This window comes from Thermanaeromonas sp. DSM 22490 (assembly GCF_056378755.1).
The window spans coordinates 1-14260 of sequence record NZ_JBJHHE010000011.1 but is presented as its reverse complement, the minus strand read 5'-3'; the positions used below and the strand labels follow the sequence as shown (position 1 = coordinate 14260).

Below are 14260 nucleotides of genomic sequence, written 5' to 3'. Positions count from 1 at the left end.
TTTATTGGGCGTCAGGATAAGAAAGAAATTACGCCACCTGGGGGTACCAACCCTGTTAAGCATAAAACAATCGATTACTTCCCCATACCCATAATACGATTGGGTAGCCACAAGGCAATCTGGGGGAATAAAATGACAAGTAAGATCCCCAGTAACTGGAGGCAAGTGAAAGCTACAACGCCCCTGTAAATGTGGTGTTCCTTTAGTTCGGGCGGAGCGATCCCTTTCAAGTAAAATATTCCTGGCGCCATAGGGGGCGTAAGATAGGAAGTCTGTATCATCATAATTACCAGGGCTCCGAACCAGATAGGATCAAAGCCGAGTTTGGTAATTATGGGGGCGAATATGGGCACGAAAATTAAGATTATACTGGTCCAGTCCAGCAAAAATCCGGCCAGAAATATGGTTAGCATAAAAATGGCCAGCAGGCCCCAGCGCCCCAAATTCAGTGACATCAATATCTTCTCCAGAGCAGCACCGCCACCTGCTCCCAGGAAGACCCCAGAATAGGCCGACCCTGCTGCCAAGATAATCATAATCATGCTCGTCAACTTTAAGGTTTCATAAACAACCTCTTTTAAAACTTTCCAGTTCAGCCTACGGTAACCTATAGTAAGCAGTACGGTACCAAAGGCTCCCATGGCGGCAGCCTCCGTAGGAGCAGCCAGGCCAAAAATTATGCTCCCCAGTACGGCTAGAATGAGGAAAATGGGAGGTACAAAGGCCCGGGCCGTAAAGGAGAGTTTCTCCCCCAGGGTCATGCTTGTTTCTACCGGCGCCGGGGGACCCAGACGCGGATTGAGATGGCATCTTATGAGGATATAAAGGATATAGATAGTACTCAGGAGAAGTCCGGGAAAAATAGTGGCTATTAAAAGCCTTCCCACAGAAACTCCTGCCGTAGGCCCGTAGACAACAGTCACTACACTGGGTGGGATTAAGGTGCCCAGAGCCCCGCCGGCGATGATAGTCCCCGCACTTAACTCTTTTTGATAATTGTGTTTTAACATGATAGGAAGGGCCAGCAGCCCGACTATAACCTCCGACGCCCCTATGATCCCGCTGGAGGCAGCAATGACGGTACATAAAAGTATAGTACTGACGGCCAGGCCTCCCTTAAGTTTGCCTATCCATAACCTTATGGCTTGAAAGATATTTTCCGCCATCCCTACCTTTTCCATCATAACCCCCATAAACACGAAAAAGGGGACCGCGGCCAATACGTAATTGCCCGCCGTGTTGAAGATCCGGCGGATCAGCATAGCTGCTACAGCATCGCCGAAGGAATAAACTCCGAAAAGTAAGGATACTCCTAATAAGGAAAAAGCGACCGGGAAACCGGCCAGAATGGATATAATTACTGCTACAAACATCAACAGGGAGAAGTACTCTGAGCTCACTTATCTGCCCCCCTAACTGCTACATTCAGTCTACGGATGAATTCAGCAATCCCTTGCAGGCAGAGCAAGAAAAAACCCAACGGCAGTAGCGCTCTAAAGGGCCACACCACCGGCCTCCATGGAGTGGCCTGGGACCTTTCCTGCATAATTAGAGACTCGTGAACTAATCCCACCCCGCCGTATATTAATACCAACATGGCAGGGAAGAATAACACTAGGTAACACACCACGTCGATAATAGCTTGTACTCGGGGAGACCAGTGGGAGTAAAACACATCCACGCGGGTATGCCGCCGGTGCTTTAAGGTAAAAGCAGCTCCCAATAAAAAGTGAGCTGCGTAGAGCATATAAGTCACATCGTAGGACCATATAGTGGGACTTTTAAAAATGTACCTGGCTATTACTTCGTAAACTAGAGCTAAAAAGTTCGGGATCACAATAAAAGCCGCCAGTTTACCCGAGACCTCACTGATGGAATCAATAGTGCGCAGTATAGTTGATAACATCAGTACACCCTCCGAATTTCTCGTTTATTGCCCCCTGCCATAAGCCACTTTTCCTAATAGCCAATATGACATCCCGGCTTCGCTCGAAAAGAAAATTATATGGAGCCCTTTCCCTGGGTGCGCCCTTGTGCATCCTACTTGAGAAAGGGCCCCTCTTAAATCATAGCCTCGATTTTGTATTGTTAGCGATTGGCTTCAATACTCTTCCATTTCTGGGAAAATTCACGTTGGGATTTTAACACCTTATCAAACCAGGGATTGCCGGATGCCTTCTGATCAGCCCATTCCTTGGCATACTTCTTGGCTTCTTGGCTAACAGATTCGTCCATCACAATTATCTCATTTCCGGCTTGCTTAAATTTTTCTATAGCACCTATATCATCCACACCGAGTTTGGTCCAGGAATGAAGGGTTGTAGCTTTGGCAGCATTCTCTACAATAGCCTTGAGATCCTTAGACAACTCATCCCAGGCTTTAGGATTTATTACCAGTTCGAAAGGAGCGCTGGGCTGGTGTACTCCAGGAACAATAACATATTTAGCCACATCCTGGAATCCCATGACCAAGTCTTCGCCGGCAGTAGCCCACTCAGTAGCATCGATAACTCCTCTTTCCAGGGCCGGGAGAACTTCGTCCCCCGCCAGGGATACTACTGAAGCGCCTAACTTAGGAAGAATCTCAGCCCAAGCGCCTACAGTCCTCACCTTAAGGCCCTTAAGATCATTGAGGTTTCTCACCGGCTTACGCGAATGGAGGAAAACCTCTGCCGGACGGACAAGTAAAGGAAAAGCCACCAAATTAAATTTCTCCTTGCGCCAATCCTGCCAGAGTTTATAACCTCCACCGTTATAGATCCAGTGAATCATCTGCTCGGAGTCGGGGCTGTCGGCGTAACCCGCGAATAAAACAGAGGTCGGATCCTTACCTATGTCATAACCAGGCCAGAGATGCCCTGCCTGAGCAACTCCTGTCCTAACAGCCTCAGTTACTTCCAGAGCCGGTGCAATGGCTCCCGCAGGGAAAACCTCGATTTTCAGCCTGCCGTTGCTCATCTTTTCTACTTCTTTGGCAAAATATTCTGCTCCTTCGGTGTAAAGGGGAATACCTTTAGACCAGCTGGTAGCCATTTTCCAGGTGATAACTTTTCCCGGAGATGCCCCCGCTTGAGCTTCTTGCCCTTTATTTCCGGAAGCCCCCTGTCCGCAGCCGGCTACCAAAGTCAAAACTAAAGAAAGGACAACTAAAACAATGGTAACCCTGGAAAACCACCGCTTCATCTTTCCTGCCCTCCTTAATATAAAAGTTTTGGTAAATTTTTGGTAAATCCTTAAATATAAACTATAAACTATACTTTTTCACCTCCTTAACCCCAAAACTTCTCCAGTTCTACCATCTCGCCTGGGGATACCCTTACTAAATCTTCTCCTTCAAAATTTAAAACACGCCTTAACCAACCTAAACTTCCAGCCACCTCATCGTAAATTAGCCCGCAAACTTCAGCAAAACGCCGCACATACTCCCGGTCTTCTTCCCCGTGCTCTTGCCCGGTATCTATAAAGACGGCCCGGGTATATCCTTTAAGCATCTCGCCAAGTATCCATCTAGCTGTCTCTTCTCCATAGAGGGAAACGCAACGCTGGTATTCTTTGTAAGAATCGGTTCCAAATTCAATCCATCCCCGGCTCAGGTAATAGGCATTACCCTTTTGTCTATCCTGTTCATGGGCCTGCCTGGATCCTAATAGCAGCCCGATACAATCATCACTCTTAGGAATTACCAGGTGGCACCTCCTGGTCTTCAAGCCTACCACACCATTACCGCAAAGGCCGTATCCCAGGATAATGGTACCAGTAAAGCCCTGGTCCTCTAACTGGTCGATTTTTTCCTGGAGGGTAACTCGCAAGAGATCCGGGGTCCGGTGTAACCCTTGCTTAAGAAACGTCGCCCCCTCAACTGTAACACCTAAGCTTTCCAATTCGTAGCGCAAAACTTCACAGGCAATAACATATCTCATAACCGAAAACCTCAACAGCCAACAACTCTTATAACCTCATTGGCAATTGTCCCCATTCTTCTACCATTTCACCAATTCTTCTTATACGGGAAAACTTGGCATCGGCCGGCACCGTATCCGCTACACCGAGTATGAAGCGATAACCGGGGGCTATTTCCCGGAAAAGATTGCGCATGAATACTTCAAAATCATCATCGCTCATGCTATCTTCCAGCAAGACCATGGAGGGTACCCCGCCAAAAATAGTAACCTTATCTTTAAAGGCCTTTTTTATTTCGGTAATAGTGCACTTGGTCATAGGTTGGGGGCAAATAGCTTCTGCAATATCGATCCCGCTCTCAGCCAATAAAGGTAAAAGCCCCTGGTTTTCTCCATCACAATGGCTTAGGAGCAATTTGCCCTTCTCGTGGAGGAGAGCAGATAATCTCTGTAAATAATGCAAAATATATTTCTCGAAAAAGGGCGGGTAAGTCAACATCTCATCATAATTGGCTCCGGAAAAGACTACTTCCGCCGGCGAATCAGCCAGAATTCGGAAAACACTATTAAAATAGGGCTCCATGTCTTCGCAAAGCTGCTGCAATTCCCGGGGGTGATCATAAAGCTCAAGATAAAACTGGGTAGCCCCCATGAATTCCTTCATTATATGGTGCATGGGGCTGGCCGAAAGGTTGGCAAAGGCCGCTGCAAATCCCCTGTCTCCTACAAATTTCTGGTATTCACGGTAATTATCGTAATCGGGTGTAACTTTAAGATTTCGGAAAATATAACCTACCACTTTGTAATCTTCAGGTTTCTTAATTACATGTTCATCAATCCAGGTAATGGAAGCCCCTGCCCGCCGCATTTCTTCGGTGAACAAGATCTTGCAGGAAACACTTCCTACCGGAGTATGGTACTCCACTAAGGTTACATCGCCTTCTTTCTTTACCACCCTCTCCACATTTTGCAGCTCCACCCGGTAAGCCATACCCCAAAGGCGGTAAAGACCTAGCCCCCGATCCACAATGTCATCTTCTGACCGCACTTTCAAAAATTCCGGTACTATTTTATGGTGGGCAACTCCCAGATCGTCGTAAATTTGTTCCAAGGTATAGCCCTGGTATTTCGGTGGCAAAGTACCGTAAAGGGAGTTGCTATTGTACCAAAGGTCGAGCCTAGGCGCCCAGGGCAACCTATCAGGCCATTCCCCTCTACCTGCTTTGAGCATTCGTTCTTTATGGGTCATATCCACCCGCGCCCCCAAAGTATTTGTTTAAAGGGGCCGCATGGCCCCTGCTATATTGCCTAATCCAACTCCAAAGGATATTTGCCATATTTCTTTATTGCCCGGGTCATAGCCCAGACATTCTCCACTTTGGCATAAGCCGGAAGGCTATTGGCACTGCTGCAAATGTATCCGCCGCCGGGTCCTGCTACCCTTATGCGTTCCTTGACTTCCGCTTCTACTTCTTCCGGGGTACCTTGAGTCAAGGTATAGTCCAGGTCAATGTTTCCCACCAGGCATACCCGGTGACCGTATTCCCGCTTCACCTTGCCAATATCCATGGCCGCCGGCTGAATAGGATGGATGGCGCTCATCCCTAAGCTGAGCAAGTCCTCCATAATGGGAAATAAGTTGCCATCACTGTGGAAAATCCATGGCTTCTTTATAGCCTGGGCTACTACCTTCATGTGGGGCAACAGGAATTCCCGGAAGGCTGCCGGCGACATCCAGGGGCCTTTATTATCTGCAATATCATCGTTGGCCCAGAAGAAATCGAAATCCATCTGATTTAAATGCTCCACTACCCGGGCCGACCATTCAGAAAAGCGACTATGAATCTCGTGGATGAGTTTGGGATTATCAAACATGGCATACGAGAAATTATCTAGACCCATACTATTAATGGTAGAAGCGGCCCCCAAGCGTATACGCGCAAAGACAGCATAATTCTTTTTGTATTTAGCTATCCACTCTGCTACCCTTTCATAACGAGCCGGGTGATCGGGGTCCGGCAAGTATTCATCAAATAGCTTCAGGGATTCCTCATTTACCAGCAAACCTTTCTCCACAAAGTTACGCCCTTCGGAATCTACCCCCATCTTGGCGATCCACGGAGGGAAGAAATCAAAGGTTACTTTGCGTGGATAATAATAATTTTCGTGGAAAGCATCGCCTCCCTGCATGGACTGGCCAGTACCAGCCCGGCCACCCGTAGGATAATGGTAACCAAAACCATCGAGGCCTAATACATTGCAGAGCTCATCGGGGGTGAAATCATCCCGTCCCATGATCTGCACCTGTAGAGGTTCCTCGATGTCGTTTTCTACAAAGGGGACCCTGTCTGGAATTCCCTTAGCCAGAGCGGTGAGCACCCGTTGCCGCGGTGTCATTTCGGACATGTTGGCCACCTCCCCAAAGTGCAATATATTTAATAAACTATCCTACTATGGTGAGATTTTAGTTATCTTAATTCTCCGTCCTTTCTTTGCTTCCTTTGAACTATTCGCGCATATTTTTGTATAATTATGACTTGTTCCATTAGCTACAAACTGCATCTGAAATTTAATTCTCATGTTCATAAATATGCTAATTATTATTTATTCCTTATTATAGCAATAACGGCTGCGAAAAACTCCCGGCGTAACCCCTATCTCCCGTTTAAACACGCGAGAAAAATAGGAAACATCGTTATATCCCACTTGGCGACACACCTCATCCAAGGTTAACCTGCCCTGACGAAGCAATACCTTAGCGTGTTCCATGCGTACTAGCGTTAGGTATTCGATCAATGTGCGCCCCACTTCCTGTTTAAAAAGCCGGGTCAAGTGAGCCGGGCTTACACCTACCGCCTTAGCCACGTCTTCAACGCTGATGCTACGCGAAAAATTCTTATTAATAAAGGCAATAGCCTGCTCGATAACAGGGAGGTTTTTGGTCTCCTTCCCAGCATAGATATTATTTATAAAAACATCCAGGGCTCGGGCCATCCACAGAATGCTTTCTTCTAAGGAGGCCCTGCTCAGCCCCTGTATATATTTTGCGTTTAGATCCAGTACAACCTGGGAATCGGCACCACCCGCTACAGCTGCTCGGGAAAGGATGGCCAAAAGCTCCAACAGGCGAAATTTGATGGTTTCCGGTCGACTGATGCCTACAAAAAGTATGTTGCCCAAAAGTTCATCCAGGATAGCCTCGGCTCCCAGCCGGTCTCCCAGACGAACTCTAGCTGCCAGCTGTTCTTCTTTATTTAACTGATAAGAATCGCCCTGCCGCCAGGGTTCTGACTCCACCAGCCAGGACCACAAGGCAACGCCGTTAACACTGCTTTCCCGTGGCAAGCTCCAATTCTCTTCCCGGTACCCCGGGTTATTGTTTTGCCTTTCATTCCTGCCGGCTGCGCTAAACGCAACTTCTCCCTCTACCGCCCCTTCCTCTCCCCTCCTTACTGTAAAACGCCAGCGCTCCTGGATAGTACTGGCTATATGGCTGGCAACTATTTTAAGGAGTTCAACTGCCGCCTGTACCTTGCGTGCCGCTACTACCTGGATTCGCAAGATAGCCTCTTTTAGTTCTGCTTCGGGTAAATTTAAATCTTTTACCTTGTTAGAAATTTCCTCTATTGCCAGATTATCTAATTCCCACATCAAGACTTGACCACAAATCATAACACCTCTGACTTCATTTTGAACCAAAATGGGCACTGCCCAGTGAACCAGACCTGCATGGCAAAAGAAAATATAGGGATCGCAAAGCCCATAGGCTTGCCGGCAAGCGCGCAAATGAGTGTCCCGGCAGCGTGCCGCGCCTTCCGGTAAAGAATTTACCAGTTCACAAAAAGGAACATGGTAAAAGTAATCTTCTACTTCTAGTAAGGGTTCCCCCGTAGCATCGAAAATAGCGACGCGGAGCCCTGTAGCTTCTGAAAAAGAACGCACCAGCCGCTGCACTACTTGCTCTTTTACTAGCTGCTTTATACTGTCCTTCATAGTAACATCCACAGCAGTCCCTTCCCCCCACCTTTTTTCTTAGATATTAACATTTACCATAGCCCTTAAAATCTACCCCCACGAAAAATCGTTAACAACAGCCAAATAAAAACTATTAAGGCTATAGCTGAACCTATCTCCAGCACGGGCAAGCGGAAGAAAAAGCGACCGGCTGTTAAGGGTAAAGAACCTAGACCCGCACTGATGATCAACCCCGCCATTATGATGCTAAAAGCCAGAAAGATGAGGCTTAAGCTAAGTTTGTTTACCGCTCCTTCCAGGTGCCTGAAGAAAGCCTTCAATTCCTGGTGTTCCAGCCGGAGAGTCAAATCGCCGCGGTTAAGGCGATTGAGTATCCCCTTCACCTGCTGGGGAAGCTCCTGGGCGAGACTGAGGTAAGCCCAAAAATCCTCCTCCACCCGCCGCCAGATTGCCTGGGGCCTGTATTGGCGCCGCACCAAATCCGACACATAGGGGGCGGCCAACTGAATGAAACTCAGATCGGGATCTAGGGTCGTTACCAGGCTTTCCAAAGAGAGCAGGGCTTTAGCCAGGAAGGTAAATTCAATGGGCATCTGTATACGAAAGCGGAAGGCCAAATCCAAAAGCTCATTTATAGCCACACCCAATTTAATATCTTTTAAACGTGCGTGGGAATACTTATCGCGCAAGCTATCTATTTCCCGGCGCAAGGCTTTGAAATCCAGGTCTGCAGGAACCGTTCCTAGATTGATCATAGCCTGGATCACTTCCTGGCTGCGGCGCCGCACCAACCCTAGAACCAACCGGATGGCCTCTCTGCGGTGCTCCTCGGACAGAGTGCCCATAAGCCCAAAGTCCATGAACACTATCTTTTCCCCTGGCAACACGGCCAGGTTGCCGGGGTGGGGGTCGCCGTGAAAAAAGCCCTCTACCAGCACCTGGCGGTTAAAGGCCCGAAGCAGATTATTGGCAATTCGTTTGGTGTTATAACCTCGCCGGAGAATTTCCTCTATTTCGTTGAGCTTGACCGCATCCACAAATTCCATGGTCAAAACGCGGCTGGTGGTATATTCCCAAAACACGCGCGGGATGTAAACATCTTCCTCCTCTGCTAGAAGCTGACGCAACCTGTCAGCATTGCGCCCTTCGGCAGTATAATCCAGCTCCTGCTTTAAAGCGCGGCTAAACTCTTCTACCATCGCCACAAAATCATAGATTTTCCCATAAACGCTGTGCCTCTGGGCTATGCGGGCTATATAGTGCAGGATTTCCAGGTCGGTATGTATAATGCGGGCAACCTCGGGGCGCTGGACTTTGACGATCACTTTTTGGCCTCCGGGTAATGAAGCCCGGTGAACCTGCCCGATGGAGGCAGCCGCCAGGGGTTCAGACTCAAAAGAAACAAAGACCTCCTCCCAACCTTCCCCTAGTTCAGCCCTGAGGATTTCGCATACTTCCTCTGTACTAAAAGGAGCTACCTCATCTTGTAATTTAGCGAGCTCGTTTATAACGTCCCGCGGCAGCAAATCGGGCCGGGTGCTTAAAAATTGCCCTAACTTGACAAAAGTCGGCCCTAGCTCTTCCAGGGCCTGGCGCAATCTTTCCCCCCGGGAAAGGTGGAGTCTCTCCCCTTTGGCCCCCCGGCCTAGGAAGGCGCTGAACCCCAGTTGGTCGATAAAGTAACCAAATCCATGCCTGGCCAGGGTATTGGCTATTGTTCGCAAGCGCTGCAGATGCGTATAGCGCGGCCGTAGCAAGAATCTTTCTCCTCCATACAGATATTCTACCCCATCCCCCAAAATTAACTTATTAACTTAGCAAGGCAGCGGCCAAAGCCACTAGAAAGATACCATCGAAGACGCCAGCGCCGCCGATGCTTACTACCTGGGCGCGGAGGCGGCGAATAGCACCCAAGTTTAAAATGTCAGCCCCTAGAAGGGTTCCCATGGCTCCGGCCACATAGGCTACGGGAGCAGGATTATGAGGGGCCACCAAGATGGCCGATAAGGCCGCCACCACAGGTGGAATAAAGGTGGGCAGGGAAATTCCCATCCCCGGAACTACCTGGGCCAGGGCTTTGCACACAGCCGTTACAATTAATGTGGCCAGGAAAGTAGGTACCAGGGGAGCCCGGGTAGTTAGCAAGTATAGGGAAAAAAGGAGGGGTATAACCGCTCCCCCCACATTAATGCAGATAACCTGATAACTCACCTGCGGTGGGTAATAAAAGAAAAAGAAAAAGGGATTCCACTGCGGGAACTGATTATACACTCGCTGGCGATAAACGGGTATATTAATCAGGCTGCCAACTAGAGAAGCCAAAAGTAAAGACAAGGCTCCTAAGGGGGATAGCCCTAGCTTGGCAAAGGAAAAAACAGCCAAATTCAAGAAGAAAGAAACTAATAACAGAGGAATAAACAAAAAAAGAAATATCAAGGGCCATAGTATGGGAAACATAGGATATTAATCGCTCCTCACTGGCTAAAATACTTTACAACTCTCGAATTCTTACTCCTTCAACCAGAGCTTCTCCCTGTAAATTATACAGGGTATCCAGGAGGGCTACTTCAAAGCTAGCTGGCCCCCTGCAGGCTTCGGCTGCTTTTTCAGCTGCCAGGCCAAAATATGCTAGGGCAGCGGCACTGGCTCCCACACCGTCGGCTTCTACCGCCCGGAAAGCAGCAATGACCGAAGTAGCAGAACAGCCTGTACCGGTGACCAAAGTCAGCATGGGATGTCCGTTGTCGACCGCTATTAAGCGCTGGCCATCGCTGATGTAGTCAGTAGCTCCTGTAACTACTACCACTGTACCTAAATTACGGGCTACTTGACTGGTCATTTCTCCTACCTGAGCTGGAGTGCCGGAAGCATCAACACCTCTGGTATGCCCGCCAAATCCGCCCACGCAGGCTATTTCCGAGGCGTTGCCACGTAAAATATCTATATGCAGCTCTTTTATAATTTTTTGCGCTGTAGCTGTGCGTAAAGGCGTAGCTCCCGCCCCTACAGGGTCGAAAACAACAGGAATACGGGCCTCGTTGGCTGCTCTGCCCGCCAGGAGCATGGCCTCCACTACTTCCTCGGTTAAAGTACCCATGTTTAATACCAGCGCCTGGGCTAACCGTGCCATATCGGCTACTTCTTCCAGGGCATAGGCCATGACCGGAGACGCGCCTATGGCCAGGGTAACGTTAGCTGTGAGGTTAGTGACTACTAGATTGGTAATGTGGTGAACTAAAGGGCGCTCCTCCTGCACCTTTTGCCGCCAAAAAGCTACTTTTTCTCCCCAGTCCATGATGTCCTCCCTTTCTGGCGAAATCTTTAAAAAGTATTTTACCATACTTCAGCTGGAAAAGGAGAGTATGATAATCCCTAAAAAGTTTAACGCTGCCGGGGAATAAGAAAAGACCGGGCTTCCTCCAGAAGCATTTCTAGACTAGGAGGTGGGGGCGGGATACTTTTACCTGCCAGGCGGGCCATGCAGCTTAAGGCTTGCCAGCGCTGCTCCATCCTAGTATGGAGCTGGGCAACGTAAACTTCCAGGTCGCCTGCCACCCACAAAGACAGGTAGCGCTGGACATAATCTCTGGTCCCTATCCCAGTTATTTTGTAATAAGCGGCCCGGGTGCCCCTGGCCCGCCCTTGGATAACATAAGGCAACCAGGCGGGTCGATAGAGCTCGCTGCTGCTATCGCTCTGGAAGAACTTGAGGTATTTGTTTTCTACCAACACTGCCAGGGCCGGCCTGAGCCAAAAACGGGCCCCAGCGCTAACAAAAAGGGCCTGCCCTTTATGTCCTAACTGGATAAGCCTCCATTGAGTAGAGCGCGCTTTTTGTAGATATCGTTTACCTGCTGGGGAGCATTGGCCCTGGAGTTGGAGGATCACCGCTTCCGCGGGGGAAGGAGCCCCTTCCTCCGCCTGACGCACCCCAGTATAGTTGGCTGCTCGGGTAAATAGAACGGGTGCAGGTGAACGCAAATTACTTATGGCTTCCTTAAGCTCCCCGGAAAGTTCAGGCCAAAATATGTAGGGGGCTTCTTTCCACCCGTCTCCAAGTTTGGCTTTGATGCGTTCTAGCTGGGATTTTACAGTGCCCTCTCTAATACCCAGAACTTGAGCTATTTCCCAGCGTTTGAGGCCTGTCTTGGCCAACAGCGCCACCCGCAGTTCCAGTTCTGAGAGAATCAAGCGCACATCTTTGTTATTTCTAACCATCTCATGGGCCTCTTTTTATATTATTTGCCGGATACATTTCTATACTTTACAGGGAAATCCTCCTTGTCGAAGAGAAACCTTGGGGAAGCAAATTCTGTGCTATAATTGAGTTAATAGTTTCTGGAAACCTAGGACAAAGAGGTGTTAATGGTATGGAGGAGAGAATTGCGCAAACCCAGACAGACCCCCGCTACACCCTATTGGCCTCCACACTGGCGTCCTTCTTAACCCCTTTCATGGGCAGTTCCATAAACTTGGCTATACCCGCCATAAGCGCTGAGTTCCAAGCAGAGGCTTTAAGCCTCAACTGGGTGGTCTCTGCTTTTCTTTTAACTTCAGCAGCTTTTCTCCTTCCTTTTGGGCGGCTGGCCGACCTGCACGGCCGCAAGAAAGTGTTTCTGGTCGGGTTAGCAGGTTACACTATTTTCTCCTTGTTATCCGCTTTGTCGCCTTCCCTACCCTTTTTGATCGCTATGCGGGCTTTACACGGAATAAGTAGTGCCATGATCTTCAGTACAGCGGTAGCCATACTTATTTCTGTTTTTCCACCTAAAGATAGGGGTAAAGTGTTGGGCATCAATGCCGCGGCCGTGTATGCGGGGTTGTCTACCGGGCCCTTTTTGGGCGGCCTTCTTACCCATTACCTGGGATGGCGTTTCCTTTTCGCTATGAATACGGTACTAGGACTCTTAACTTTAGGGATAGGCCTAACCAAGTTAAAAGGGGAATGGGCGGGAGCTGAAGGAGAAAAATTTGATTTGGTAGGTTCCCTTTTATCTACTTCCAGCTTGGCAGCCGTAATCTACGGCGCTTCTACCTTCTCTTTGGGAACTATTAGTAAGTGGCTCTTCTTCTTAGGTCTAATAGGAATAGTTATGTTTGTTTGGCAGGAGAAATCTACTCAGTTTCCTCTGCTAAATGTCCACTTGTTCATTTCCAATGCAGCCTTTACTTTTTCTAACCTGGCCGCTTTAATCAATTATAGTGCCACCTTTGCCGTGGGTTTCCTCCTTTCCCTTTATCTCCAGGTAGCCAAAGGCCTGGACCCCCAGGCCGCTGGTCTAATCCTCCTCATACAGCCAGTGGTTCAAGTGCTTCTTTCCCCCCTGGCCGGTCGCTTATCTGATAGCATCGAACCCCGAATAGTGGCCTCCTCAGGTATGGCCCTTACTTCTCTAGGATTATTTATCTTTTCCTTGCTCACTTCTCAATCCTCTTTAGCTCTTGTAGTGGCCAATCTAGTGCTGCTGGGATTGGGTTTTGGCCTCTTTTCTTCACCCAATACCAATGCAGTCATGAGCTCGGTGACCAAAGCTTATTACGGCGTTGCCTCCTCTACCTTAGGTACCATGCGACTCCTGGGCCAGGCCTTTAGTATGGCCATAGTGGCTATAATTTTTTCCCTCTATTTTAAAGGTATCCAAATTAGTCCGGCAGTAGCTCCCCTGCTGGTAAAAAGTATGCATATGGCTTTCCTTATATTTACCGTTTTTTCTCTGGGTGGCATTTTTGCCTCCCTAGCCAGGGGGCAAATACATTAGCAGGCATACTGAGGAGAAACATATAAACATAAAACCCCCTTACCCTAGCTGGTAAAGGGGTTTTTATTTTAAGAGCAAAGGATTAAATACAAAAAGGGTTTCAGTCCCTCTCTGAAACCCTTGGAATTCTTTATGGTGCCCCAGGGCGGAATCGAACCGCCGACACGAGGATTTTCAGTCCTCTGCTCTACCAACTGAGCTACCGGGGCAGATTTGGCGGAGCCGACGGGACTCGAACCCGCGATCTTCGGCTTGACAGGCCGACGTGTTAAACCGCTACACTACGGCTCCCCACCATGGTGGGCGATGGTAGATTTGAACTACCGACCCCTTGCTTGTAAGGCAAGTGCTCTCCCCCTGAGCTAATCGCCCACGTAGCTCGCACTGCGTAGTTTATTATAGCACGGGTCATAGTTTAAGTCAACGCTTTGCCGACATTTGTGTTTTAAGCAGCTGTTGTAACAGAACCTCCTATAACCCGTAATCCCGAACTATTCCCCAGAAGTATCCAATGAGAATGGGTGCCATCCCGTTGCACCCTAAGATCTAGAAGTGATGTGATAAACCCCTTAAATCAAGGCTAATTGCAGTCGAAAACACGAGATAAATAATAGGTGATGTTTAAAC

The 14260-nt window shown here is 48.7% G+C and carries 12 protein-coding genes and 3 tRNA genes; 1 reads left to right on the top strand and 14 read right to left on the bottom strand.

Annotated elements, in window-relative coordinates:
• Positions 1-74: 74 nt before the first annotated feature.
• The 11 genes from AC1BI1_RS08510 to AC1BI1_RS08460 form a co-directional block, all read right to left on the bottom strand.
• The gene (locus AC1BI1_RS08510; RefSeq protein WP_476716859.1) at positions 75-1400 is read right to left on the bottom strand and encodes a TRAP transporter large permease; all 1326 of its coding nucleotides are present in this window, start codon (positions 1398-1400) and stop codon (positions 75-77) included.
• The gene (locus tag AC1BI1_RS08505) at positions 1397-1906 is read right to left on the bottom strand and encodes a TRAP transporter small permease subunit (protein ID WP_476716858.1); all 510 of its coding nucleotides are present in this window, start codon (positions 1904-1906) and stop codon (positions 1397-1399) included. The genes AC1BI1_RS08510 and AC1BI1_RS08505 overlap by 4 nt, the downstream gene beginning before the upstream one ends.
• A gap of 182 nt (positions 1907-2088) precedes the next feature.
• Positions 2089-3183: a TRAP transporter substrate-binding protein DctP gene (gene dctP / locus AC1BI1_RS08500; RefSeq protein ID WP_476716857.1), complete on the bottom strand. Its 1095-nt coding sequence runs from the start codon at positions 3181-3183 to the stop codon at positions 2089-2091.
• An 86-nt stretch (positions 3184-3269) separates the two neighbouring features.
• Positions 3270-3920: a DUF1638 domain-containing protein gene (locus AC1BI1_RS08495; RefSeq protein ID WP_476716856.1), complete on the bottom strand. Its 651-nt coding sequence runs from the start codon at positions 3918-3920 to the stop codon at positions 3270-3272.
• Positions 3921-3948: 28 nt separating this feature from the next.
• A complete protein-coding gene (locus AC1BI1_RS08490) occupies positions 3949-5148 on the bottom strand; it encodes a uroporphyrinogen decarboxylase family protein (protein WP_476716855.1) in 1200 nt (399 codons plus the stop codon).
• 59 nt (positions 5149-5207) lie between these two features.
• Positions 5208-6305: a uroporphyrinogen decarboxylase family protein gene (locus AC1BI1_RS08485; protein ID WP_476716854.1), complete on the bottom strand. Its 1098-nt coding sequence runs from the start codon at positions 6303-6305 to the stop codon at positions 5208-5210.
• Between the two features lie 198 nt (positions 6306-6503).
• Entirely contained in the window at positions 6504-7904 is a 1401-nt protein-coding gene (locus AC1BI1_RS08480; protein ID WP_476716853.1) for a PocR ligand-binding domain-containing protein, read from the bottom strand.
• A gap of 53 nt (positions 7905-7957) precedes the next feature.
• Complete coding sequence (locus tag AC1BI1_RS08475) at positions 7958-9631, bottom strand: ABC1 kinase family protein (protein ID WP_476716852.1); 1674 nt, start codon at positions 9629-9631, stop codon at positions 7958-7960.
• Positions 9632-9683: 52 nt separating this feature from the next.
• Entirely contained in the window at positions 9684-10196 is a 513-nt protein-coding gene (locus tag AC1BI1_RS08470) for a DUF1614 domain-containing protein (RefSeq protein ID WP_476716851.1), read from the bottom strand.
• Between the two features lie 169 nt (positions 10197-10365).
• Positions 10366-11169: a hydroxyethylthiazole kinase gene (gene thiM, locus AC1BI1_RS08465; protein ID WP_476716850.1), complete on the bottom strand. Its 804-nt coding sequence runs from the start codon at positions 11167-11169 to the stop codon at positions 10366-10368.
• An 86-nt stretch (positions 11170-11255) separates the two neighbouring features.
• Complete coding sequence (locus tag AC1BI1_RS08460; protein WP_476716849.1) at positions 11256-12092, bottom strand: response regulator transcription factor; 837 nt, start codon at positions 12090-12092, stop codon at positions 11256-11258.
• A 152-nt stretch (positions 12093-12244) separates the two neighbouring features.
• On the opposite strand from AC1BI1_RS08460, the gene AC1BI1_RS08455 reads away from it, so the two are divergent.
• A complete protein-coding gene (locus tag AC1BI1_RS08455; protein WP_476716848.1) occupies positions 12245-13633 on the top strand; it encodes an MFS transporter in 1389 nt (462 codons plus the stop codon).
• A 133-nt stretch (positions 13634-13766) separates the two neighbouring features.
• On the opposite strand, the gene AC1BI1_RS08450 is transcribed toward AC1BI1_RS08455, so the two are convergent.
• From AC1BI1_RS08450 to AC1BI1_RS08440, 3 genes are all read right to left on the bottom strand, one after another.
• Positions 13767-13842 (bottom strand) — tRNA-Phe (locus AC1BI1_RS08450).
• A gap of 5 nt (positions 13843-13847) precedes the next feature.
• Positions 13848-13924 (bottom strand) — tRNA-Asp (locus AC1BI1_RS08445).
• Between the two features lie 6 nt (positions 13925-13930).
• Positions 13931-14005 (bottom strand) — tRNA-Val (locus AC1BI1_RS08440).
• Positions 14006-14260: the final 255 nt, after the last annotated feature.

What these genes read in the sequence shown, in the direction of transcription:
- AC1BI1_RS08495 (WP_476716856.1), bottom strand. Translation starts at nt 3,920, where the DNA reads ATGAGATATGTTATTGCCTGTGAAGTTTTGCGCTACGAATTGGAAAGC.
- AC1BI1_RS08505 (WP_476716858.1), bottom strand. Translation starts at nt 1,906, where the DNA reads ATGTTATCAACTATACTGCGCACTATTGATTCCATCAGTGAGGTCTCG.
- AC1BI1_RS08490 (WP_476716855.1), bottom strand. Translation starts at nt 5,148, where the DNA reads ATGACCCATAAAGAACGAATGCTCAAAGCAGGTAGAGGGGAATGGCCT.
- thiM (WP_476716850.1), bottom strand. Translation starts at nt 11,169, where the DNA reads ATGGACTGGGGAGAAAAAGTAGCTTTTTGGCGGCAAAAGGTGCAGGAG.
- dctP (WP_476716857.1), bottom strand. Translation starts at nt 3,183, where the DNA reads ATGAAGCGGTGGTTTTCCAGGGTTACCATTGTTTTAGTTGTCCTTTCT.
- AC1BI1_RS08460 (WP_476716849.1), bottom strand. Translation starts at nt 12,092, where the DNA reads ATGGTTAGAAATAACAAAGATGTGCGCTTGATTCTCTCAGAACTGGAA.
- AC1BI1_RS08485 (WP_476716854.1), bottom strand. Translation starts at nt 6,305, where the DNA reads ATGTCCGAAATGACACCGCGGCAACGGGTGCTCACCGCTCTGGCTAAG.
- AC1BI1_RS08455 (WP_476716848.1), top strand. Translation starts at nt 12,245, where the DNA reads ATGGAGGAGAGAATTGCGCAAACCCAGACAGACCCCCGCTACACCCTA.